This window comes from Limnohabitans sp. TEGF003, assembly GCF_055395455.1.
The window spans coordinates 1,418,117-1,439,676 of sequence record NZ_AP029225.1 but is presented as its reverse complement, the minus strand read 5'-3'; the positions used below and the strand labels follow the sequence as shown (position 1 = coordinate 1,439,676).

At 62.4% G+C, this 21,560-nt stretch carries 18 protein-coding genes; 7 read left to right on the top strand and 11 right to left on the bottom strand.

Annotated features, from left to right (window positions below; translation table 11 throughout):
• Positions 1 to 131: 131 nt before the first annotated feature.
• The 4 genes from ACZ5RT_RS07070 to ACZ5RT_RS07055 all read right to left on the bottom strand — a co-directional run bounded on the left by ACZ5RT_RS07070 (position 132) and on the right by ACZ5RT_RS07055 (position 4,403).
• Entirely contained in the window at positions 132 to 1,211 is a 1,080-nt protein-coding gene (locus tag ACZ5RT_RS07070) for a TRAP transporter substrate-binding protein (protein ID WP_464454004.1), read from the bottom strand.
• Between the two features lie 186 nt (positions 1,212 to 1,397).
• Positions 1,398 to 3,248 (bottom strand): 1-deoxy-D-xylulose-5-phosphate synthase, encoded by a 1,851-nt coding sequence (gene dxs / locus ACZ5RT_RS07065; protein ID WP_464454003.1) that lies wholly within the window; start codon positions 3,246 to 3,248, stop codon positions 1,398 to 1,400.
• A gap of 1 nt (position 3,249) precedes the next feature.
• A complete protein-coding gene (locus ACZ5RT_RS07060) occupies positions 3,250 to 4,152 on the bottom strand; it encodes a polyprenyl synthetase family protein (RefSeq protein WP_464454002.1) in 903 nt (300 codons plus the stop codon).
• The gene (locus ACZ5RT_RS07055; protein WP_422172039.1) at positions 4,149 to 4,403 is read right to left on the bottom strand and encodes an exodeoxyribonuclease VII small subunit; all 255 of its coding nucleotides are present in this window, start codon (positions 4,401 to 4,403) and stop codon (positions 4,149 to 4,151) included. Before ACZ5RT_RS07055 ends, ACZ5RT_RS07060 begins: the two co-directional genes overlap by 4 nt.
• 257 nt (positions 4,404 to 4,660) lie before the next feature.
• On the opposite strand from ACZ5RT_RS07055, the gene ACZ5RT_RS07050 reads away from it, so the two are divergent.
• Genes ACZ5RT_RS07050 through ACZ5RT_RS07040 form a run of 3 tightly spaced genes read left to right on the top strand, consistent with a single transcriptional unit; the run spans position 4,661 to position 7,563 of the window.
• Complete coding sequence (locus tag ACZ5RT_RS07050) at positions 4,661 to 5,788, top strand: aromatic ring-hydroxylating oxygenase subunit alpha (RefSeq protein ID WP_464454001.1); 1,128 nt, start codon at positions 4,661 to 4,663, stop codon at positions 5,786 to 5,788.
• Positions 5,789 to 5,799: 11 nt separating this feature from the next.
• Positions 5,800 to 6,687: a DMT family transporter gene (locus ACZ5RT_RS07045; RefSeq protein ID WP_291929778.1), complete on the top strand. Its 888-nt coding sequence runs from the start codon at positions 5,800 to 5,802 to the stop codon at positions 6,685 to 6,687.
• A 15-nt stretch (positions 6,688 to 6,702) separates the two neighbouring features.
• Entirely contained in the window at positions 6,703 to 7,563 is an 861-nt protein-coding gene (locus tag ACZ5RT_RS07040; protein WP_464454000.1) for a sulfurtransferase, read from the top strand.
• A 12-nt stretch (positions 7,564 to 7,575) separates the two neighbouring features.
• On the opposite strand, the gene ACZ5RT_RS07035 is transcribed toward ACZ5RT_RS07040, so the two are convergent.
• The gene (locus tag ACZ5RT_RS07035; RefSeq protein ID WP_291929774.1) at positions 7,576 to 8,421 is read right to left on the bottom strand and encodes a ZIP family metal transporter; all 846 of its coding nucleotides are present in this window, start codon (positions 8,419 to 8,421) and stop codon (positions 7,576 to 7,578) included.
• A gap of 96 nt (positions 8,422 to 8,517) precedes the next feature.
• Positions 8,518 to 9,414, bottom strand: a complete 897-nt coding sequence (locus ACZ5RT_RS07030) for a dienelactone hydrolase family protein (RefSeq protein WP_464453999.1) — start codon at positions 9,412 to 9,414, stop codon at positions 8,518 to 8,520.
• 89 nt (positions 9,415 to 9,503) lie between these two features.
• On the opposite strand from ACZ5RT_RS07030, the gene ACZ5RT_RS07025 reads away from it, so the two are divergent.
• The gene (locus tag ACZ5RT_RS07025; protein ID WP_464453998.1) at positions 9,504 to 10,151 is read left to right on the top strand and encodes a glutathione S-transferase N-terminal domain-containing protein; all 648 of its coding nucleotides are present in this window, start codon (positions 9,504 to 9,506) and stop codon (positions 10,149 to 10,151) included.
• A gap of 346 nt (positions 10,152 to 10,497) precedes the next feature.
• Here the strand turns inward: ACZ5RT_RS07025 and polA are convergent, their stop codons facing one another.
• On the bottom strand, positions 10,498 to 13,344 hold the full coding sequence (gene polA, locus ACZ5RT_RS07020; RefSeq protein WP_464453997.1) for a DNA polymerase I: 2,847 nt from the start codon (positions 13,342 to 13,344) through the stop codon (positions 10,498 to 10,500).
• 333 nt (positions 13,345 to 13,677) lie between these two features.
• Here polA and ACZ5RT_RS07015 point away from each other — a divergent pair, with 333 nt between their 5' ends.
• Positions 13,678 to 14,640 carry a homoserine kinase gene (locus ACZ5RT_RS07015; RefSeq protein ID WP_291929767.1) on the top strand — a complete coding sequence of 321 codons (963 nt, stop codon included), beginning with the start codon at positions 13,678 to 13,680 and terminating at the stop codon, positions 14,638 to 14,640.
• Between the two features lie 4 nt (positions 14,641 to 14,644).
• A complete protein-coding gene (locus ACZ5RT_RS07010; RefSeq protein WP_464453996.1) occupies positions 14,645 to 15,421 on the top strand; it encodes a BPSS1780 family membrane protein in 777 nt (258 codons plus the stop codon).
• 32 nt (positions 15,422 to 15,453) lie between these two features.
• Here the strand turns inward: ACZ5RT_RS07010 and ACZ5RT_RS07005 are convergent, their stop codons facing one another.
• Together ACZ5RT_RS07005 and ACZ5RT_RS07000 are read right to left on the bottom strand one after the other, a co-directional pair.
• Positions 15,454 to 15,930, bottom strand: a complete 477-nt coding sequence (locus ACZ5RT_RS07005; protein WP_108428289.1) for an FKBP-type peptidyl-prolyl cis-trans isomerase — start codon at positions 15,928 to 15,930, stop codon at positions 15,454 to 15,456.
• A 26-nt stretch (positions 15,931 to 15,956) separates the two neighbouring features.
• Entirely contained in the window at positions 15,957 to 18,362 is a 2,406-nt protein-coding gene (locus ACZ5RT_RS07000; RefSeq protein WP_464453995.1) for a UvrD-helicase domain-containing protein, read from the bottom strand.
• 213 nt (positions 18,363 to 18,575) lie between these two features.
• Between ACZ5RT_RS07000 and ACZ5RT_RS06995 the strand changes: the two genes are divergently transcribed.
• Positions 18,576 to 19,553 carry a GMP reductase gene (locus ACZ5RT_RS06995; RefSeq protein WP_108428291.1) on the top strand — a complete coding sequence of 326 codons (978 nt, stop codon included), beginning with the start codon at positions 18,576 to 18,578 and terminating at the stop codon, positions 19,551 to 19,553.
• A gap of 251 nt (positions 19,554 to 19,804) precedes the next feature.
• Here the strand turns inward: ACZ5RT_RS06995 and ACZ5RT_RS06990 are convergent, their stop codons facing one another.
• Positions 19,805 to 20,536, bottom strand: a complete 732-nt coding sequence (locus ACZ5RT_RS06990) for a sulfite exporter TauE/SafE family protein (RefSeq protein ID WP_464453994.1) — start codon at positions 20,534 to 20,536, stop codon at positions 19,805 to 19,807.
• A gap of 18 nt (positions 20,537 to 20,554) precedes the next feature.
• Entirely contained in the window at positions 20,555 to 21,460 is a 906-nt protein-coding gene (locus ACZ5RT_RS06985) for a LysR family transcriptional regulator (RefSeq protein ID WP_416560566.1), read from the bottom strand.
• Positions 21,461 to 21,560: the final 100 nt, after the last annotated feature.

Sequence of the window (21,560 nt, the reverse complement as noted above, 5' to 3'; positions counted from 1 at the left end):
TTTTCGCCTGTCATTCGGCGCGGCTTGTGCCACGTCTGAAGCCATGCCGATGTGCTGCCCATAAAAAAACCCACTGGGCGCAAGCGCAGCGGGTGGGTCGACGAACCGGGCGCGCTGGCCCGGTATCGGCTTCAGAGTTTTTGCGACTGCATGAAGTTGTCGAAACGGGCTTCGCCGAAACGGAACCACCAGTTGGAATCAGCGCGGAACTTGGCGTAGTCGGTGTAAACCTTCTTCCAGTTCGGGTTCTTGGCGCTCAGTTCAGAGTACAAGGCTTCCGAGTGCTTGAAAGCCACGTCCATCATGTTCTTGGGGAACGCCAGGACCTTGGTTTTCTGAGCTGCCAACTGACGCAGGGCGCCTGGGTTGCTGGCGTCGTAACGGGCCTGGATGATGGTGTGGGCGTAGGTCGTGGCAGCATCGACAATGGCCTTGTTCTCAGCGGACAATGCGTCGTAGGCCTTCTGGTTGACGTACAAGGACAGCTGAGGGCCACCTTCCCACCAGCCGGGGTAGTAGTAGAAGGGCGCCACTTTGTTCAGGCCCAATTTCAGGTCGTCGTGCGGGCTGATCCACTCGGCCGCGTCGATCGTGCCTTTTTCCAGCGACTGGTAAATCTCGCCAGCGGGAATGTTCTGGGGCACCACACCCATGCGCTCAAGCACCTTGCCAGCGAAACCTCCCACGCGGAACTTCAAGCCCTTGAGGTCTTCAACCTTCTTGATCTCTCTGCGGAACCAGCCCCCCATCTGGGTGCCGGTGTTGCCCATGGGGAAGTTCACCACGTTGAACTTGGCGTAGTGCTCACGCAGCAGCTTCATGCCATTGCCTTCGTACATCCAGGCGGTCATCTGGCGGCTGTTCAGGCCGAAGGGAATGGCGCAATCGAGGGCGAAGGTTTCGTCCTTGCCGAAGAAGTAATAAGGCGCGGTGTGGGCGCATTCCACGGTGCCGTTTTGCACGCCGTCCAGCACGCCAAAGGCGGGCATCAACTCACCGGCGGGGTGGGTGGTGATCTCGAATTTGCCACCACTCATCTCTTTGACCTTCTTGGCAAAGATCTCGCAGCCACCGAACAAGGTGTCCAAAGACTTGGGGAAGCTCGAAGCCAAGCGCCAGCGAATGGCGGCCTGGGCGTGAACAGCCGGTGCAACGCCTGCGGCCAAAACTCCCGCAATGCCTGCATTTTTCAGAATGGAACGACGATCCATGAATGGACTCCTTAAAAGATAAGAAACACGCCCGGCATGCCGGGCGCTGACAATTGCGTCATCCGATATTGTAAAAACCTGCAGAAGGTCAAACAGGCCGGGTTTACCCTTCGATTCAAAATTGAAAAAATTTCACACCAGGCCCCTGGCAGACTCTGAAACGCCAGAAATTCAGACCGGACCTGGTCACAGATCGGGCCAGCGCTGACGAATGGACTTCTCCATGCCCGCCGCATCCAGCCCCTGCAGGGCCAGCAGTTTGGCCGGATCGCCGTGCTCAATGAATTCGTCTGGCAAGCCCAGGTGCAACACAGGCCGGGTGATCTGCAAAGTCTGCAGGGCCTCGGCCACAGCGCTGCCTGCACCGCCCATGGTGCAGCCCTCTTCCACCGTGACGATGCGCTCGTGGCTTTGGGCGATGTGGGCCAGCAAGTCGACATCGAGCGGTTTGACCCAGCGCATGTTGACCACGCTGGCGTTCAGCTTTTCAGCGGCCTGCAAAGCCGGGGCCAGCAAGGTGCCAAAGGCCAGAATGGCCACTTTTTCGCCCTGGCGGCGCACTTCGCCTTTGCCAAAGGGCAAGGTGTCCAGATCGCGCCCGGGCTCGGCGCCCACGCCTGCGCCGCGCGGGTAGCGCACCGCCACCGGGTGGTTCTGCGCAAAGGCGGTGCTCAGCAGCTGGCGGCACTCGCGCTCGTCGGCCGGACAGGCCAGGCTCATGTTGGGGATGCAGCGGATGTAGGCGATGTCGTAGGCCCCCGCGTGGGTCGCGCCGTCGGCCCCCACCAGGCCCGCGCGGTCGAGCGCAAACACCACCGGCAGGTTTTGCAGGGCCACATCGTGGATCAATTGGTCATAGCCGCGCTGCAAAAAGGTGGAGTAAATGGCCACCACGGGTTTCAGGCCCTCGCAGGCCATGCCCGCAGCAAAGGTCACGGCATGCTGCTCGGCAATGCCCACGTCGTAATAGCGCTTGGGAAAGCGCTGATGGAAAGCCACCATGCCCGAGCCCTCGCGCATGGCGGGCGTGATGCCCACCAAGCGCATGTCTTTTTCGGCCATGTCACACAGCCACTGGCCAAACACCTGGGTGAAGGTGGTTTTGGCCGGTGTGGCCGCTGGCACCAGGCCCACGCTGGGGTCGAACTTGCCGGGGCCGTGGTAGGCCACCGGGTCGGCTTCGGCCTTGTCGTAGCCCTGGCCTTTTTTGGTGACCACATGCAAAAACTGCGGGCCGTCCAGGTGCTTGATGTTCTCCAGCGTCGGAATGAGCGACTCCAGGTCGTGCCCGTCGATCGGGCCGATGTAGTTGAAGCCGAACTTCTCGAACAGCGTGGCGGGCACCACCATGCCCTTGGCGTGTTCTTCCAGCCGCTTGGCCAGCTCGAACAAGGGCGGTGCATTTTTCAGCACATTCTTGGCCCCGGCCTTGGCCGCCGAGTAAAAACGCCCGCTCATGAGCTGGGCCAGGTAGCGGTTGAGCGCCCCCACGGGCGGGCTGATCGACATGTCGTTGTCGTTCAGGATCACCAGCAGCTTGCACTCTTCGACGCCCGCGTTGTTCAGCGCCTCGAAAGCCATGCCGGCCGTCATGGCGCCATCGCCGATCACGGCGATGGAGTGGCGCGACTCGCCTTTTTGGCGGGCCGCCACGGCCATGCCCAGAGCCGCCGAAATGCTGGTGGACGAATGCGCGGTGCCGAAGGTGTCGTATTCGCTCTCGTCGCGGCGCGGAAAGCCCGACAAGCCGCCAAATTGGCGCAGCGTAGGCATGCGGTCGCGCCTGCCTGTGAGGATTTTGTGCGGATAAGTCTGGTGACCCACATCCCAGACGATGCGGTCTTCCGGGGTGTTGAAGACGTAGTGCAAAGCCACTGTCAACTCCACCGTGCCCAAGTTGGAGCTCAAATGCCCACCGGTTTTGGAGACGTTGTCCAGCACGCAGTGACGCAACTCGTCAGCCAATTGGGGCAAATCGGTGCGCTGCAGGCGGCGCAGGTCGGCCGGGGAGTCGATGGTCTTGAGCAAATCGGTCATGTCAGTTGTTTCTTTCTACCACCATGGCGGTGAGCGCGCGCAGCGCGGCCAAACGGGCCTCGGGCAAACCGGTGTCGGCCAGCGCCTGCATGGCTTGCTGGGCCAGGGCATCGGCATAAGCCTTGGCCGCCTCCAGCCCCATCAGGGCCACATAAGTGGGTTTGTCGGCGGCTTCGTCCTTGCCCGCAGTTTTGCCCAGCGTGGCCGAATCGGCCGTCACATCCAGCACATCGTCCACCACCTGAAAGGCCAGACCCAGAGCCTCGCCAAAACGCTGGAGCGCCGCTTGCACAGGGGCAGAAACGCCCGGCACACAGGCCGCGCCCATTTGCACGCTGCACAGCAGCAGCGCCCCGGTTTTGAGGCGGTGCATCTGGCGCAATTGGTCTTCAGTCAGGCGCTGGCCAACGCTGGCCAGGTCAATCGCCTGCCCCCCGGCCATGCCCTGGTAACCGGAAGCCCGGGCCAGCAAGCCCACGCAGGCGGCCTGCACCGCCGCAGGCACGCTGCCATCCAGAGGTGTCAAAAATTCAAAGGCCAGCGTCTGCAAGGCGTCGCCCGCCAGCAAGGCCTGGGCCTCGCCAAACTGCACATGCACCGTGGGTTTGCCGCGCCGCAGCACGTCGTTGTCCATGCAGGGCATGTCGTCGTGCACCAGCGAATAAGCATGGATCAACTCAATGGCGCAGGCGGCATTCAGCGCCGCCGGGTGGCTGGACGCATCGCCCACCGCCTCGGCCGTGGCCAGCACCAGCAAGGGGCGCAGGCGCTTGCCACCGTCCAGCACCGCGTAGCGCATGGCCTGGCCCAATGCCGCAGGTGATTCGGCCGCGATACCGGCCGACAAAGCGTGTTCCACACGGTCCAGATGCGGCTGCATCCAGGCTTTCAAGTCCAGACTCATGCGCCACTCCAGGGTTTGAGTTGCCCGCCGTCCAGCACCTGGATCTGGTCTTCCACCGCCTTGAGCTTGTCGCGGCAAAACGCCAGCAAAGCCGCGCCACGCTGGTAGCCGGTCAGAAGCTGGTCCAAAGGCATTTGGCCCGATTCAAGCTGCCCCACCAACGCTTCCAACTCCGACAAAGCCGCTTCGTACGTGGCGGGCAGGGGCGCTACCGAGGTGTCAGCGGCGTCGGAGGGGGTGGCCTTGGGCATGGGGAGTTCCGAGGAAAAAAACCCGATTTTAGGCCTTAAGCCTTGGCAAGACTGACACCGGGCAGCGTCAAGTCGGCAAGACGGAGATGCCCTGATTTTTGAACGGCTTGTGAAACAGCCCACGGCAAGGCCCACCCCCCGGGGTAGAATCACGGCTCATCGGCAGGGTTTCCCTGTCATTTTTTTGCGCAGTTTTCCTTGAATTCAGCGCTTTGTCCCTGCCCCTTCATAGGGGGAGTCTCTAGGTCAGGTCACCCATGTCTGATTTAAGTCTTCAACTGCAGCAGGCCGCAAGCCAACTACCAGTTTCCACTTATTTCGATGAAGCGCTGTTTCAGCGCGAATTGAACACGCTCTTCCGGCAAGGCCCACGCTATGTGGGCCACCAGCTGGCGGTGCCCCACCCGGGCGACTATTACGCCCTGCCCCACGAGGCTGAAGGCCGCGCCTTGGTGCGCAATGCCCAAGGGGGGGTCGAACTCGTCTCCAACGTCTGCCGCCACCGCCAGGCCGTCATGCTGAACGGCCGGGGCAACCTGCAGACCCAGCAAAAGGGCAGCGCTGGCGGCAACATCGTCTGCCCGCTGCACCGCTGGACCTATTCGCCCAGCGGCGAGCTGCTGGGCGCACCCCACTTTGCGCACGACCCCTGCCTGAACCTGAACAACTACAAGTTGCAGGAATGGAACGGCCTGCTGTTCGAGGACAACGGTCGCGACATCGCCGCCGACCTGGCCGGCATGGGCCCCAGAGCGCTGCTGAATTTTGAAGGCTACGCCCTGGACCGGGTCGAGCTGCACGAATGCAACTACAACTGGAAGACCTTCATCGAGGTCTATCTGGAGGACTACCACGTCGGCCCCTTCCACCCGGGTCTGGGCCAGTTTGTCACCTGCGACGACCTGAGCTGGGAGTTCAAGGAACACTATTCGGTGCAAACCGTGGGCGTGTCGGGCGGCTTTGGCAAGCCCGGCTCGGACACTTACAAAAAGTGGCACGAGGTGCTGCTGAAGTACCGCAACGGTCAATTGCCCGAGCGCGGTGCGATCTGGCTGACCTATTACCCGCACATCATGGTCGAGTGGTACCCCCATGTGCTCACGGTGTCGACCCTGCACCCGATCAGCCCCAGCAAGACGCTGAACATGGTGGAGTTTTACTACCCCGAAGAAATCGTGGCCTTTGAGCGCGAGTTCGTCGAAGCCCAGCAGGCCGCCTACATGGAAACCTGCATCGAAGACGACGAAATTGCCGAACGCATGGACGCGGGCCGCAAGGCCCTGCTGATGCGAGGCGACAACGAGGTCGGGCCCTACCAAAGCCCCATGGAAGACGGCATGCAGCACTTCCACGAGTGGTACCGACAACAAATGAAAACCCTCTGAAGCGCTCACGGATGCAAGCCTCCTGGATGATCCTGGCGTCGCTGTTTTTCGCGACGATGAGTGTTTGCATCAAATTCGCCTCAGCGCACTTCCACACCTTTGAGCTGGTGTTTTACCGGGGTGTGATCGGCATTGTTTTCATGGCCGCCATTTGCCGCAGCCAGCGTGTGCCCTTGCGCACGCCCATCCCGCTCATGCACGTGTGGCGCTCGGTCATTGGCGTGGCTTCGCTCACCGCCTGGTTTTATGCCATTGCCCACTTGCCCCTGGCCACCGCCATGACGCTCAACTACATGAGCGGCGTGTGGGTGGCCGCCTTCTTGGTGGGCGGCACCTTGGTCATGGGCCGGGTGCAAGACATGACACGGCAAGGTCCGGTGGTGCTCACTGTGATCGCAGGCTTTACCGGTGTGGTCATGATCTTGCGGCCCACCATCGAGCAGAACCAGCTGTTTGCCGGCGTGATCGGTCTGCTTTCGGGCTTGGGTGCAGCGCTGGCCTATATCCAAGTGGCGGCGCTGGGCCGCATGGGCGAGCCCGAGGCCCGCACCGTGCTGTATTTCTCCATCGGCACCACCCTCACCGGCGCTGTGGCCATGCTCTTCGTCGGCCCCAGCGCCTGGGTCTGGCCACAGGCCTGGTGGTTGCTGCCCATTGGCTTGCTCGCCGCCCTGGGCCAGCTGTGCATGACCAAGGCCTACAGCAGCGGCGCCACGCTGGTGGTGGCCAATTTGCAATACTCGGGCATTGTGTTTGCCGCGTTGTATGGTCTGTTTTTGTTTGGCGACCAGATTCCCCTGATCGGCTGGGCGGGCATGGCCTTGATCATCGCCAGTGGCATCGCTGCCACCGCCTTGCGCAACCGCACCCTGCCCCGCGCCCCGGCCGAAGACCATTGAACGGAGACCTTTGCCATGTACAACTTGCTCATCATCGCCGCCCAATTGCAAGCCCTGCAGGCCCAGGGCACGCCCTGCGCCGTGCTGGACTGCAGCTTTGACCTGATGAAACCCGAGCTGGCCGATGGTTTTTTTGTCAGCGAACGCATCGCAGGCGCCCTGCCCGCCCACCTGGACAAGGACTTGAGCACGCACCAACCGGGCCAAGCAGTCAACGGCGGGCGTCACCCCCTGCCGCAGCGCGAGATCGTGGCGCAGTGGCTGGGTGGTTTGGGCATTCACAACGGCATGCAGATCGTGGTGTACGACCGCAACAAAGGCCACTACTGCGGCCGCTTGTGGTGGATGCTCAAGTGGCTGGGGCACGACGCCGTGGCCGTGCTCGACGGCGGGCTGCAGGCCTGGAAGGACGCGGGCGGCGCCTTGGCCTCAGGGCCAGCCACACCCGTGTCGTCCCCTGCCCGTTTTGAGTTGAAAGCGCCGCTGCGCCAACTGGTGCTGACCGACGCGGTCTCGGCCGCCCTGGGCCAGGCCACCCAGACCGTGGTCGATGCCCGCGCCGGGGCCCGCTACCGGGGCGAGGTGGAGCCACTGGACCCGGTGGCGGGGCACATTCCGGGCGCTTTGAACCGACCCTTCACCGAGAACTTCACCGAAGACGGTCGCTTCAAAAGCCCCGAGCAGCTGAAGGCGGAATGGCGCCAAGTGCTGGCAGGCCGCCCGGCCAGCAGCGTGGTGCACCACTGCGGCAGCGGCGTCACGGCCGTGCCCAATCTGATCGCCATGGAGCTGGCCGGTTTCGGCCCCACTGCCCTGTATGCGGGCAGCTGGAGCGAATGGTGCCGCACACCCGGGCTGCCCTGCGCCCAAGGCTGAGACAGCTGCGCTTCAGTGGTTGTGCCCGGCCACAGCGCTGACCAGCACCACCATGCCAATGCCCACGCCCAACCACAGGATCTGGGCGGCTGTTTCTTGCGCGGACAGGCGTTTTTGCAATTGGGGAATCAGGTCGGCCAGGGCCACATACACAAAGCTGCTGCTGGCCACCACCAGGAAAAACGGCAGCCAGTCGTGCAAGGCATCCACCAACACATAGCCCACGGCACCGCCAAAGGCCGTGATGGCACCGGCCATGGACACCTTCACGATCGCGGCCTGGCGACTGCTGCTGCCCCGGCGTAACACCGCCAGATCGCCCATGTGGTGGGGCACTTCGTGCGCCAGCACGGCCAGCGCAGCGATCACCCCCAAACGCATGTCCGCCATGAAGGCCGAAGCGATCAGGATGCCGTCCCCAAAACAATGCACGCTGTCCCCCGCGAGCACCGCCCAGGCTCCCCGGGGTGGCTCGCCAGGGGTTGACTTGCCGTGAACATGCGCCTGGGCATGGGCTGCTGGGTGCGCATCGTGGTGATGCTCGTGGTCGTGGTGACCATGTCCGTGGTCGTGGCCATGGCCATGCTCGTGGCCGTGGTGCCAGAGTTCGGCCTTGTCGAGCAAAAAGAAAAACACCAAGCCCACCAACAAGGTCAAAAACAGCTCGTGAGCCCCGGCCTCGCTCTCGAAGGCTTCCGGCAACAAATGCAGGAACGATGTGGCCATCAACGCCCCCGCCGCCAGGCTCAGCATGTGCTGGGTGTAGCGGCTCAAGATGCCAAAACTCAGCCAGGCCGCCACCCAGACGCTGCCAATGCCCGCCACCAAAGTCCCCACCAGAATCGCCAATAAAGTCATCTTGTTTCCCGGGACGTCATGCATCCCAAAACAAACCGCCCCGAAGGGCGGTTTTTAAAGTCCTCGCCCTGAAGGGCGGTTGTTGCACGCCAACAATCAGGCCACGCCGTTGCGTTTGAGCCAGGCCAGCAAACGCTGCCAGCCGTCTTCTGCCGCCGCCTTGCGGTAGCTGGGGCGGTAGTCGGCATGGAAAGCGTGCGGGGCCTCAGGATAAACCACAAACTCGCTGGCTTTCGCTGCCGCGGGGCCTTGTGCGAGTTCGGCTTTCATCTTATCAACCGTGTCAAGAGGGATGCCCGTATCGGCCGCGCCGTACAAACCCAACACCGGGGCCTTGAGCTGCCCCACCAGGGCCAAGGGGTGCGCAGGTGTTTGCGCGGTGGCGTTGCCCACCAGCCGGCCATACCAGGCCACGCCCGCCTTGATCTTGGGCTGGTGTGCGGCGTACAGCCAGGTGATGCGGCCGCCCCAGCAAAAGCCGGTGATGGCCAATTTGTCGGTGTCACCCCCATTGGCGGCTGCCCAAGCCACGGCGGCGTCCAGGTCAGCCATCACTTGCGCATCCGGCACCTTGGAAATCACCTCGGCTTGCAGCTTGGGGATGTCACTGTAGCCCTTGGCGTCGCCCTGGCGGACGAACAGCTCGGGCGCGATCGCCAGATAACCGGCCTGAGCCAGGCGCCGGGTGACGTCGGCGATGTACTCGTGCACCCCGAAAATCTCGGAAATCACCAGCACCACCGGCAAACCGGTCTTGCTCGCAGGCGCACTGCGGTAAGCGGGCATCTTGAAACCGTTCACGTCGATGGTCACCTCGCCCGAGATCAGGCCTGTGGCGGGGGTTTTGATGGCCGTTTGCGCCATGATCGGCAAAGCTGCTGCGGCATAACCCACGCCCAAAGCGGCTTTCAAGGCGCCGCGGCGTGTGGCACCCGAGGCACCGATGCGTCCACCCAGCAGGGCTTGCGTGTCTTCAATCAGGTTGTGGTTCAAGGGAGTCTCCTGTGTCTTGCCGTAAAAGGGCTCACATCTTGGCACAGGCGCTGCAGGCCTGCACAGGGGCTGCGATTTACACTGCCGCCATGTCCGACACTTTGCCCGTTTTGTATTCGTTTCGTCGTTGCCCGTACGCCATGAGGGCACGCCTGGCGCTTCACGCCAGCGGCTTGGCGTACGAGCACCGCGAGGTGGTGCTGAAAAACAAACCGGCCCACATGCTGGCCTTGTCGCCCAAAGGCACAGTCCCGGTTTTGTGGCTGCGTGCTGCGGCAGGCGATCAGGTGCTGGAGCAAAGTCTGGACATCGTGCTGTGGGCCCTGCATCAACACGACCCGTTGGGGTGGCTGCCCGGCACAGAAGCCGCCATGGCCGAAGCTTTGGCACTGATCGCGCACAACGACGGCCCCTTCAAACAGCAGCTCGACCGCTACAAATACCCGAACCGATCAGGACTGGCCAGCGGCGTGGCCGACCGCGATGCAGCCGCACTTTGGCTGCACACGCTCGATGCACGACTCCGTTCTCAGCCATTTCTGACAGGCGATCGTTTCGGCCTGGCCGATGCCGCCATCGCCCCCTTTGTGCGTCAATACGCCCACACCGACCCCGGCTGGTTCGCACAGCAGTCCTGGCTCGCATTGGCCGCATGGCTGGCGGCTTTTGAAGCCTCTGCGCTGTTTGAGGCCATCATGCACAAACACGCGGCATGGCAAGACGGACAGGGTTCATGAAACAGGCAAAAACCGCCTGGAGATGGACACCCGGTCAAGCCGGGTGTGACGCCGTAAAGTAGGTCCACATGCTGCTGCAGTGGGTCAGGTCCACATGCTGCTGTCATGCCCGCGAACGCGGGTATCCATGTTGGCCTGACCACTGAGCCTGTAAAAAAGATTGCAGCCATCACAGCGATGGAGACCCGATCGAGCCGGGTGTGACGCAGCAAGGTGAACCCCAAAGTTGTTGTCATGCCCGCGAACGCGGGCATCCATGCTGGCCTGACCACTGAGCCTGTCTAAAAGATTGCCACCTCACACAGCTGGACACCAAGTCAAACCGGGCGTGGCGCAATGGGACAGGTCAGTGCGCCTGCTCCCAGTTCGGCCCAAAGCCAACTTCAGCCAAAAGCGGCACCTTCAAATTCGCCACGCCCGCCATGATGCGCGGCACCTCGGTGCGTACCCACTCGACTTCTGACTCGGGCACCTCGAAGACCAGTTCGTCGTGCACCTGCATGATGACCTTGGTGGCCTTGCCTTGTTCGTCCAGCGCTTTTTGCACCGCAACCATGCTCAGCTTGATCAGGTCGGCGGCCGTGCCCTGCATGGGCGCGTTGATGGCGGCGCGCTCGGCCCCGGCGCGGCGCGGGCCGTTGGGGCTGTTGATCTCGGGCAGCATCAGGCGGCGACCAAACACCGTCTTTACATAGCCCTTGGCTTTGGCCTGTTCGCGGGTCTCGTCCATGTAACGTTTGACCCCCGCAAAGCGCTCGAAGTAACGCGTGATGTAGTTCTTGGCCGCCGTGTTGTCGATGCCCAAGGCCTTGGCCAGACCAAACGCGCTCATGCCGTAGATCAGGCCGAAGTTGATGGTCTTGGCGTAGCGGCGCTGCTCGCTGCTCACCGTGTCGGGCGTTGCGCCAAACACCTCGGCCGCCGTGGCCTTGTGCACGTCCAGGCCTTCGTGGAAGGCCTTGAGCAAGGCCGCGTCGTCGCTCAGGTGCGCCATGATGCGCAGCTCGATCTGGCTGTAATCGGCGCTGGCGATCACGCAGCCTGCGGGGGCCACAAAGGCCTCGCGCACCTTGCGGCCCTCGGCGGTGCGCACCGGGATGTTTTGCAAATTGGGCTCGTTGCTCGACAGGCGGCCTGTCACGGCCACCGCCTGCGCGTAATTGGTGTGCACCCGGCCCGTGCGCGGCAAGGCCAGTTGCGCCAGTTTGTCGGTGTAGGTGCCCTTGAGTTTGGACAGGCTGCGGTGCTCCAGGATGCGGGCGGGCAGCGGGTAGTCTTCGGCCAGTTTTTCCAGCACCTCTTCGTCGGTGCTGCGTGCGCCCGTGGCGGTTTTCTTGATGACGGGCAAGCCCAGCTTGTCAAAAAAGATCTCGCCCAGCTGCTTGGGGCTGGCCAGGTTGAAAGGCTGCCCGGCGATCTCGTAGGCCTCGGTTTCGAGCTCCACAATGCGCTCGCCCAGCGCCTGGCTTTGCGCGGCCAGCGTGGGCGCGTCGATCAGCACGCCGTTGCGCTCGATGCGGTAGAGCGCTTCGCTGGTCTGAATCTCCAAGTCGTAGACAAACTTGAGGCCCGCATGCGCCTCGATCTGCGGCCACAGCGCCAAGTGCACGTCCAGGCACTGGTCCGAGTCTTCGCACGAGTAATGCGCCGCTTTGTCCACATCGACTTGTGCAAACGGAATCTGGTGCGCACCCTTGCCGCACAGGTCTTCGTAGGTCACGCCCCGGCGGCCCACATGACGCTCGGCCAAGCTTGAAAGGCCGTGTGGCTTGTGCACTTCGAGCACATAGCTTTCCAGCATGGTGTCGTGGGCATAGCCCTGCACCTCGATGCCGTGGTTGGCAAACACATGGCGGTCGTATTTGATGTTCTGACCCAGCTTGGGACGGGCCGGGTTTTCGAGCCAGGGCTTGAGCTTGGCCAGCACATCGGCCAGCGGCAGCTGCTCGGGCGCACCCGGGCCGTTGTGCGCCAGCGGGATGTAGGCCGCCTCGCCGGGCGTGACGCTCAGCGAAATGCCCACAATCTCGGCACGCATGGCGTCCAAAGAAGTGGTTTCGGTATCGATGGCGGTAAGCGGGGCTTGTTCGATGCGGGCCAGCCATTGGTCGAACGTGGCCCAGTCGAGCACCGTGTCGTATTTGAGTTCGCCTTGCACCGCGCTGGCGGCTGTGTCCAATTCGGGCAATGCCGCGGGTTCTTCTTGAGCCGCGCCGAACAAATCGCCCATGCCCGTGTCTTTGGGTTGGGCTGCTTTTTTCGCCACAGGCGCAGGCATGGCCCCACCCAGCGATTGCACCAGCCCTTTGAAGCCGTATGTCTGATAAAAATTCAGCAGCTTGTCTTTGTCGGGCGCGTGCAGGTGCAGGCTGGCCAGCGACGGCAAACCGGGCACCCAGCCGTTCAGGTCGCAGTCGGTTTTCATGGTCACCAGCGCCCGGCCCTTGGGCAGCCAGTCCACCGCCTGGCGCAGGTTTTCGCCCGCCACGCCCTTGATCTCGTGGGCATGCGCCATCAAGTTGTCGAGCGAGCCGTATTCGAGCAGCCACTTGGCCGCTGTCTTGGGGCCGACCTTGTGCACACCGGGTACGTTGTCTACCGGGTCGCCCACCAGGGTCTGGTAGTCGATCATCAGAGACGGCGGCACACCAAACTCTTCGGTCACGCCCGCCACATCGCGCACCTTGCCGTTCATCGTGTCGATGATGGTGATGTGTGCGTTGACCAGCTGGCTCAGGTCCTTGTCGCCGCTCGACACCGTGACCTCGATGCCCTGCTGGGCGGCGGTGTGGGCCAGCGTGGCGATCACGTCGTCGGCCTCCACGCCGGGCACGTCCAGCACGGTCCAGCCCATCAGGCGCACCAGTTCGTGGATGGGTTCAATCTGCGTGCGCAGGTCGTCAGGCATGGGGCTGCGGTGGGCCTTGTACTCGGGGTACAACTCGTCGCGGAAGGTTGGACCTTTGGCGTCGAACACGCAGGCCGCGTAGGTGGCCGGCACATCCTTGCGCAGCCGCTCCATCATGTTGATCATGCCGCGGATGGCCCCGGTGGCAGGGCTGCTCGGGTCACCCGGCACCGCCCGCAGGTCGGGCATGGCGTGGAAGGCGCGGTACAAATAGCTGGAGCCATCGACCAGCAAGAGGGTCGGTTGGCCGGTGTTGGGGGGGGTGTCGGGGGTGTTGTCGCTCATCCCCCGATTGTGTACCGGGTTAATGCTTTTTCGTCTCCCACCAGATCGGGACCCGGGTTTGCGCCGGGGCGATGTGGCAAAGCGAAGCGCCTCTGAGCTCCGGCGCAAACCCGGGTCCCGATCCCCCAACCTCGGCGCAGGCCCCACACACCATCGCCCCACCAACAGGCAGACCCGCAAAGGGCTGGGTACGCAGGGCCTCAGAGGCGCTTCGCTTTGCCGCATTGCCCCTGCGCACCCAGCCCTTGGCGGGTCATTATTGAGTTTTCGCCCTCTACAATCGATGTTTTCCCACCCACGCCAGCACCACTTCTGGCTTTTGACCCTCTTCCCATGGCGGTATTCACCGAAGTCACCGAAACCCAGGCCAACGACCTGATGCAAGCCCTGAACCTGGGGGCCTTGACCGAATTGCGCGGCATCGAGGGCGGCATTGAAAACACCAACTACTTCGCCACCACCGAACAAGGCGAGTACGTGCTCACCCTGTTCGAGCGCCTGACCCACGAGCAGCTGCCGTTTTACCTGTTTTTGATGAAACACCTGGCCGGGCGCGGCATCCCGGTGCCTGACCCGGCCGCCAACCGCGATGGCGATGTGCTGCACACGGTGAGCGGCAAACCGGCCGCCGTGGTCAACAAACTGGCAGGCAAAAGCCAGCTGCAGCCCCAGGCCGTGCACTGCGCTGCCGTGGGCGACATGCTGGCGCGCATGCACCTGGCCGGAAGCGACTACAACCGCAGCCAGCCCAACCTGCGCGGCCTGCCCTGGTGGAACGAAACCGTGCCCGTGGTGCTGCCTTACGTGGACGAAGCTCAGGCCGCCTTGCTGCGCAGCGAACTGGCCTACCAAAACCATGTGGCCGCCAGCGCCGCTTACGCTGGCCTGCCCCGTGGCCCGGTGCATGCCGATCTGTTCCGCGACAACGTCATGTTTGACGGCGAACAGCTCACGGGCTTTTTTGATTTTTACTTTGCAGGCGTGGACACCTGGCTGTTTGACCTGGCCGTGTGCCTGAATGACTGGTGCATCGATTTGCCCAGCGGGGCACACCAAGCCGAACGCGCCCGGGCCATGGTGCAGGCCTACAACCAGGTGCGCCCCTTGAGTGCCGCCGAGCGCGACTTGCTGCCTGCCCTTTTGCGCGCAGGGGCTTTGCGTTTCTGGATTTCCCGCCTGTGGGACTACCATCTGCCCCGGGAAGCCTCCATGCTCAAGCCCCACGACCCCACGCATTTTGAGCGCGTGCTGCGTGCCCGGGTAAAACACCCTGTTTTGGCCTCTGCCCTCGTCTGACACCATGAATCTGCAAATTGTTCCTGCCCGCACCGGCCTGCATTGGGCCACCCAAGGCGTGCGCACGTTCTGGCGGCAACCCCTGGCCATGTCCGGCTTGTTTTTTCTGTTCATGGCCACCGTGTCGCTGGTGTCCATCGTGCCTTTCATCGGTGGTGCCTTGGCGCTGGTGCTGCTGCCAGCGCTGACGCTGGGCATGATGGCCGCGACGCAAACCGCACTGCAAGGCAAATTTCCCATGCCCAGCGTCTTGTTCAGCGCACTCAAGGCTGGGCCCCAACGCAAAAGCATGTTCCAGCTGGGCGGCTGGTACGCCGTGTTGTTTCTGGGCGTGATGGTGGTGTCGATGCTGGCCGACGGTGGCACTTTTGCCAAGGTCTATTTCGGTGGCAGCCCCATGACGCCCGAAGTGGTCAACAGCCCATCATTTCAGGCCGCTTTGTGGGTGTCGATGGTGCTCTACATCCCGGTGTCCATGATGTTTTGGCACGCCCCCGCGCTGGTGTACTGGCACGGTCTGCCAGCGGCCAAAAGCCTGTTTTTCAGCTTCGTGGCGTGCTGGCGCAACTTGAAGGCATTTGCCGTTTACCTGCTGGTCTGGATCGGCATTTTCACCGGCTCAGGCATTTTGGCCTTGCTGATCGCCAGCTTGCTGGGTGATCCCCAGCTGATGATGGCGGTCCTCATGCCCATGGCCTTGATGGTGGCGGCCATGTTCTTCACGTCCATGCTGTTCACCGTGCAGGACTGCTTCAGCGCCAGCCCCGAAGAGCCGGTTTGACCAACGCGGCTTCCTCGGCCCTTGACTGCGCCTCAGTGGTGGTGGCCGTGCGCACCGTGCGCGTGGCGGTGCGTCACCTCTTCGGCTGAAGCTGCACGCACGTCCAGCACCTTCAGGCTCAGCGTCAGGTGCTGACCGGCCCAAGGGTGGTTGCCGTCCAGGATCACCTTGTCGCCCTTGATTTTGAGCACATTGAACACCTGCTCGCGCCCATCGGCCGTGCGCCCACGCAGCTGACCGCCCACTTTGACACCGGGCGGAAACTCGCTTTTGGGGATGGTCTGCACCAGGCTCTCGTCGCGCTCGCCAAAGGCATCGGCCGGGGCCAGCTTCAAGGTGGTGCTGAAACCCACGTCCTGCCCTTCCAGCGCGGCTTCGATTTTGGGGAAGGTGTTGTCGTAGCCGCCGTGCAAATACGAGGTGGGCTCTTGCGCCTTGTCCAGCAACTGACCTTGGGCGTTGGTCACCTTGTACTGCATGGTGACGACGGTGTCTTGGGTGATTTTCATGGGGTCTTTCAAAAGAGACATCGGGTTTAAACCACGGTGAGTTTGGCCACGCTCAGCGCCAGCCATTTCACGCCGTGGCGCGGGAAATTGACCTGGGCGCGGGCGTCTGCGCCCACGCCTTCCACCGCCAGCACCTTGCCCTCGCCAAATTTGGTGTGGAACACGTTCTTGCCTGCGGTGATGCCGTGCTCGGGTTCGGCTTTTTGGACTGGCACAGGTGGGCTCTTGTAGGTTTCGGTGCTCAGGCTGCTTTGGCCCCAGGCCGGACGGGCATGGCGGTTGAAGGCCGGGGTTTGCGGCCAGCCGCCGCCCGATGTGCTGGCACCCCCGCCTCCTGAGTTGCCCAGATTGGAGAAGCCGCCGTTTTTGGGCGTGACCCACTTGAGGCACTCTTCAGGCAACTCGTCCAGAAAGCGGCTTTTCAGGTTGTAGCGGGTCTGGCCGTGCAGCATGCGGGTTTGCGAATGGCTCAAATACAAACGCTTGCGGGCACGGGTAATGGCCACATACATCAGGCGGCGCTCTTCTTCCAGCCCGTCAAAATCGTTCATGGCGTTTTCATGCGGGAACAGGCCTTCTTCGAGGCCGGTGATGAACACCGCATCGAACTCCAGCCCCTTGCTGGCGTGCACCGTCATGAGCTGCACCGCGTCTTCGCCCGCTTGCGCCTGGTTGTCACCAGCTTCGAGCGAAGCATGGGTGAGGAATGCGGCCAAGGGGCTCATGATCACGCCGTCTTCGCTGAACTCGTCAACCGTGCCCAGGTCTGCGTTTGTTGAGTCGCTCAAGCCTTGGCTGGCCGGGCTTTGCGACAAGGCTTGCGGCAAAGCCACCGCGCTGCGGCCAAAACCCTCTTGCGTGACAAAGCTCTCGGCGGCGTTGACCAGTTCTTCCAAGTTCTCGACACGGTCCGCACCTTCTTTTTCGGTGCGGTAGTGGTTCACCAGGCCGGTCTTGTCGAGCACCAGGTCAATGATCTCGCGCAGCGTCAGGCCTTCCGTCTGCTCGCGCAGCACATCGACCATGGCCACAAACGCCGCCAGATTGGCCCCGGCCTTGCCGGTGGTGGCGCTCACTGCGTCGTGCAGCGAGCAGCCAGCGGCGCGGGCCGCGTCTTGCAGTTGCTCGATGGAACGCGCCCCGATGCCACGCGGCGGAAAGTTGACCACCCGCAAAAAGCTGGTGTCGTCGTTGGGGTTCTCCATCAGGCGCAAATAGGCCAACGCGTGCTTGATCTCGGCGCGTTCAAAAAAGCGCAAACCGCCATAAACGCGGTACGGAAACCCGGCGTTGAACAGTGCGGTCTCCAGCACCCGGCTTTGCGCGTTACTGCGGTACAGCAGCGCGATTTCCTTGCGCTCAAAACCGTCTTGCTTGACCAGCTGGCGCAGCTCCTCCACCAGCCACTGGGCCTCGGCAAAGTCGGACGGCGATTCGACCACCCGCACCGGTTCGCCCGCGCCCTGATCGGTGCGCAGGGTTTTGCCCAGGCGCGTCTTGTTGTGGCTGATCAGCTGGTTGGCCGAGTCCAGGATGTTGCTGAAACTGCGGTAGTTCTGCTCCAGCTTGATCTGGTGCTGCACCTGGAACTCGCGCACAAAGTCGGCCATATTGCCCACACGTGCCCCGCGAAAGGCGTAAATGCTTTGGTCGTCGTCACCCACCGCCAGGATGGCACCCTCGCTGCCCTCACCCGGCAAGCCCACCAGCAGCTTGAGCCAGGCGTATTGCAACTTGTTGGTGTCCTGAAACTCGTCCACCAGCACATGCCGAAAACGGCGGCGGTAATGCTCGCGCACATGCGCGTTGTCGCGCAGCAATTCATACGAGCGCAGCATCAGCTCGCCAAAGTCCACCACGCCTTCGCGCTGGCACTGCTCTTCGTACAGCTGGTACAGCTCCACCTTGCGGCGGGTTTCGTCGTCGCGCACGGGCACATCACCCGGGCGCTGACCATCTTCTTTGCAGCCCGAGATGAAATACTGAACCTGCTTCGGGGGAAAGCGGTCTTCGTCCACATTGAACTGCTTGCACAGGCGCTTGATGGCCGAGAGTTGGTCTTGCGTGTCCAAAATTTGAAAGGTCTGCGGCAAACCCGCCAGCTGGTGATGCGCCCGCAAAAACCGGTTGCACAGGCCGTGGAAGGTGCCGATCCACATGGCATTCACATTGACCGGCAGCATGGCCTGCAGGCGCAGCTTCATCTCCTTGGCCGCTTTGTTGGTGAAGGTCACCGCCAAAATGCCGCCGGGCGAGACCTGCGAGGTCTGCAGCAACCAAGCGATGCGCGTGGTCAGCACCCGGGTTTTGCCCGAACCTGCACCCGCCAAGATCAGCGCATGCTCGGCAGGTAAAGCCACCGCACGGTGCTGCTCGTCGTTGAGCTGGGCCAGCAAGGGGGAAGAAGTATTCGAGGCGGTGTCTGACAACATAGGGGGAGATTGTAGGAACTAAGTGGCTCGCCGCTTTGTCCGAAACAAGCCGTCAGGCAATGCGGGTAGAATCAGACACCGGGCCCAAGATTCTTGCGCCCGGTTTTTTTTGCCCTGAACCTGCAACGGGTTCCCTCCAAGGGCCAGAAAACCGGCCAGGCCAAGCGCTCACTCGTTCTTTCAACGAATCCTTTTTTGGAGCTTGGTTTTCTCATGGAAATTTTTGACTACGACAACATCCTGCTTTTGCCACGCAAGTGCCGCGTGGAAAGCCGTTCCGAGTGCGACGCGAGTGTCACGCTGGGCAGCCGTACCTTCCGCTTGCCGGTGGTGCCTGCCAACATGAAGACGGTGGTGGATGAAAACATCTGCCTGTGGATGGCGCAAAACAACTACTTTTATGTCATGCACCGCTTTGACCTGGACAACGTCCAGTTTGTGCGGGACATGCATGCCCAAGGCGTTTACGCCTCGATCTCGCTGGGCGTGAAAGCCCCCGACCGCGCCACCGTGGACGAATTGGCTGCGGCCAAGCTGGTGCCCGAGTACATCACCATCGACATCGCCCACGGCCACGCCGACAGCGTGCGCGACATGATCGCCTACATCAAAGGCAAACTGCCCACCAGCTTCGTGATCGCCGGCAACGTGGCCACGCCCGAAGCCGTGATCGACCTGGAAAACTGGGGCGCGGACGCGACCAAAGTGGGCGTGGGCCCGGGCAAGGTCTGCATCACCAAGCTCAAAACCGGTTTTGGCACGGGCGGCTGGCAGTTGTCAGCGCTCAAGTGGTGCGCCCGCGTGGCGACCAAGCCCATCATCGCCGACGGCGGCATCCGCAGCCACGGCGACATCGCCAAGAGCATCCGCTTCGGTGCGAGCATGGTCATGATCGGTTCGCTGTTTGCTGGCCACGAAGAGTCCCCCGGCAAGACCGTCGAGGTCGATGGTGCCTTGTTCAAGGAGTACTACGGCTCGGCCAGCGACTTCAACAAGGGCGAGTACAAGCACGTGGAAGGCAAGCGCATCTTGGAGCCGATCAAGGGCAAGCTGGCCAACACGCTCATTGAGATGGAGCAGGACGTGCAAAGCTCGATCAGCTATGCCGGTGGCACCAAGCTGATGGACATCCGCAAAGTGAACTACGTGATCCTGGGCGGTGACAACGCGGGTGAACACCTGTTGATGTAAGTCGACTTGGGTCATGTCCGTACGCGCGGGCATCCATCGCAGCCAAAGCCATGGGCCCCCGATCCAGTCGGGGGCGACAAAATCTCTTTGTCATACCCGTGCACACGGGTATCCATGAGAGCCAAAGCCATGGGACCCCGATCAAGTCCGGGACGACAACACCTCTTTGTCATACCCGCGCACGCGGGTATCCATGCCAGCCGAAGCCATGGCCCCCGATCATTTCGGGGTAACAAAATTGCTTAGCCCATTCAGCGCAAGGCCCCCAGCGCCAGCATCAGGCCGCTGATGACCAGCAGACCGCAGATGATTTGTCGCAATCGTGCTGCGGGCACCCGGTGTGCCACGCGGTGACCCAGCCACACACCGACCAGGGCCACCCCCATCAGCACGGTCCAACGTTGCCAGAGCAGCCCACTCGACAAACGCCCCTCCCAAGCCATGCCGAGCAGCACCGTGGCGGCTGCGGCCGTGATGATCATGGGTGTGCTGGCCCGCATCTGCTGCACGTCACTCAAGCGCCGGTTGAGCCAGGCCACCACCAAAGGCCCTGCTGTGCCAAACAGCATCTCCACCAGCCCGATCGCTGTGCCCACCGGGTATGCCCACCCCATGGCCACCGTCGCTTGAGCAATTGTGCGGGGTCGCAAAGCATTCAACCCGGCAGCCGCCACATACAAGCCCAGCAACAGCAGGGGCCACCGGGCACTCATGTGCTGCATGAGCCACAAGCCGACCAGCGTGCCCACCACCATGCCCGGCAACAAGCGGCGCAGCTCACGCCACTGCACCCGTCGCCAGTTGAGGCCACTGTGAAACGCCGATGCGGGCACATCCATCAGCAGGGTCAAGGCCACCACCTCGGGCAAGGGCCAGTTCCAGGCCAGCAAAGGCACCACCACCAAGGCCGAGCCAAAGCCGGTCAGGCCCAGCACGGTATACCCACCCAAAACCACCGCGATGGGCAGCAACCACTCTTGCATGTGAAATCCTTGTTGTTCTCAATCGGTGAGCTGACGGGTCACAAACTCCCTGAAGACCGACATGATGGGCAATTCGGTGCGGCCCGCCAAGGTGATCAGCGCCAGAAGTGCCCCTGCGCGGAAAGGCGGGTCCATGGCCAGCTCCACCAGCGAACCGCTGGCCAGTCCCTGCCGCGCGGCCCCCAAAATCCCCAGATAAATGGCATCGGTCTGCTGCACCACATCGATCAAGCTGGGAATTTCCTCGCACTGCAAGGTGGTCATGTGGGCCGGATTGGCGCGTGGACCGTAATGGTCCACCATGATGCGGGCCACCTCTTGCGACAAAGGGGTAGACGCCATCGGATACGCCAACAAGGCGTCAAAAGGCACTTGGTCAGGGAATTGAGCCAGGATCGGATGCCCCCGGCGACACACAAAGCCGGCCCGCAGTTCAACGATGTGCGCCATGTTCAGATCGGGTGCGGTCGCCACCCGCCGCACGTCCACGACCAAGGCATCCAGTTGCCGCTCGCGCAGTTGCATGAGCTGCAATTCGGTGGAACCACGGGACACGGCCACCTGCACGCTCGGGTGGTGCTCGGCCATGTATTTCAACCAAGGCGTCATCAACATGGCCCCCGGCCCCGAACCCAGCCCCACCCGCAAGCTGCCCATGCCGCCTTGCTGCAACAGCGCAGCGCCCTGTTTGAGCTCATGTGCTTCGTGCACGATGCGCCGCGCCCGCTCCAGCACCGATCGGCCCAACGGCGTCAGTTCATTCTTTTTGCCCACCCTGTCGACCAAGGGACCACCCAAGTCGTCTTCCAGCACCTGGATGCTGCGACTCAATGCCGATTGGGTGATGTGCAGCTTCTCGGCCGCACGGCTGAAAGAACCGGTCTCGGCCAGGGCCAGCCAATGCGCAAGGTGCTTGAGGTTCATGTATTCATTTTGAGAATGCAAACCAGAAATATAAGTCATTTGACAAATAAATACTGTGTTTCTAGTATCCATCCTGCGTTATTTTTCATATCCATAACCC

Bases quoted from the DNA above. Each gene is read 5' to 3' on its own strand.
- ACZ5RT_RS07070 (WP_464454004.1), bottom strand. From the start codon at position 1,211: ATGGATCGTCGTTCCATTCTGAAAAATGCAGGCATTGCGGGAGTTTTG.
- dxs (WP_464454003.1), bottom strand. From the start codon at position 3,248: ATGACCGATTTGCTCAAGACCATCGACTCCCCGGCCGACCTGCGCCGC.
- ACZ5RT_RS07060 (WP_464454002.1), bottom strand. From the start codon at position 4,152: ATGAGTCTGGACTTGAAAGCCTGGATGCAGCCGCATCTGGACCGTGTG.
- ACZ5RT_RS07055 (WP_422172039.1), bottom strand. From the start codon at position 4,403: ATGCCCAAGGCCACCCCCTCCGACGCCGCTGACACCTCGGTAGCGCCC.
- ACZ5RT_RS07050 (WP_464454001.1), top strand. From the start codon at position 4,661: ATGTCTGATTTAAGTCTTCAACTGCAGCAGGCCGCAAGCCAACTACCA.
- ACZ5RT_RS07045 (WP_291929778.1), top strand. From the start codon at position 5,800: ATGCAAGCCTCCTGGATGATCCTGGCGTCGCTGTTTTTCGCGACGATG.
- ACZ5RT_RS07040 (WP_464454000.1), top strand. From the start codon at position 6,703: ATGTACAACTTGCTCATCATCGCCGCCCAATTGCAAGCCCTGCAGGCC.
- ACZ5RT_RS07035 (WP_291929774.1), bottom strand. From the start codon at position 8,421: ATGACTTTATTGGCGATTCTGGTGGGGACTTTGGTGGCGGGCATTGGC.
- ACZ5RT_RS07025 (WP_464453998.1), top strand. From the start codon at position 9,504: ATGTCCGACACTTTGCCCGTTTTGTATTCGTTTCGTCGTTGCCCGTAC.
- polA (WP_464453997.1), bottom strand. From the start codon at position 13,344: ATGAGCGACAACACCCCCGACACCCCCCCCAACACCGGCCAACCGACC.
- ACZ5RT_RS07015 (WP_291929767.1), top strand. From the start codon at position 13,678: ATGGCGGTATTCACCGAAGTCACCGAAACCCAGGCCAACGACCTGATG.
- ACZ5RT_RS07010 (WP_464453996.1), top strand. From the start codon at position 14,645: ATGAATCTGCAAATTGTTCCTGCCCGCACCGGCCTGCATTGGGCCACC.
- ACZ5RT_RS07005 (WP_108428289.1), bottom strand. From the start codon at position 15,930: ATGAAAATCACCCAAGACACCGTCGTCACCATGCAGTACAAGGTGACC.
- ACZ5RT_RS07000 (WP_464453995.1), bottom strand. From the start codon at position 18,362: ATGTTGTCAGACACCGCCTCGAATACTTCTTCCCCCTTGCTGGCCCAG.
- ACZ5RT_RS06995 (WP_108428291.1), top strand. From the start codon at position 18,576: ATGGAAATTTTTGACTACGACAACATCCTGCTTTTGCCACGCAAGTGC.
- ACZ5RT_RS06990 (WP_464453994.1), bottom strand. From the start codon at position 20,536: ATGCAAGAGTGGTTGCTGCCCATCGCGGTGGTTTTGGGTGGGTATACC.
- ACZ5RT_RS06985 (WP_416560566.1), bottom strand. From the start codon at position 21,460: ATGAACCTCAAGCACCTTGCGCATTGGCTGGCCCTGGCCGAGACCGGT.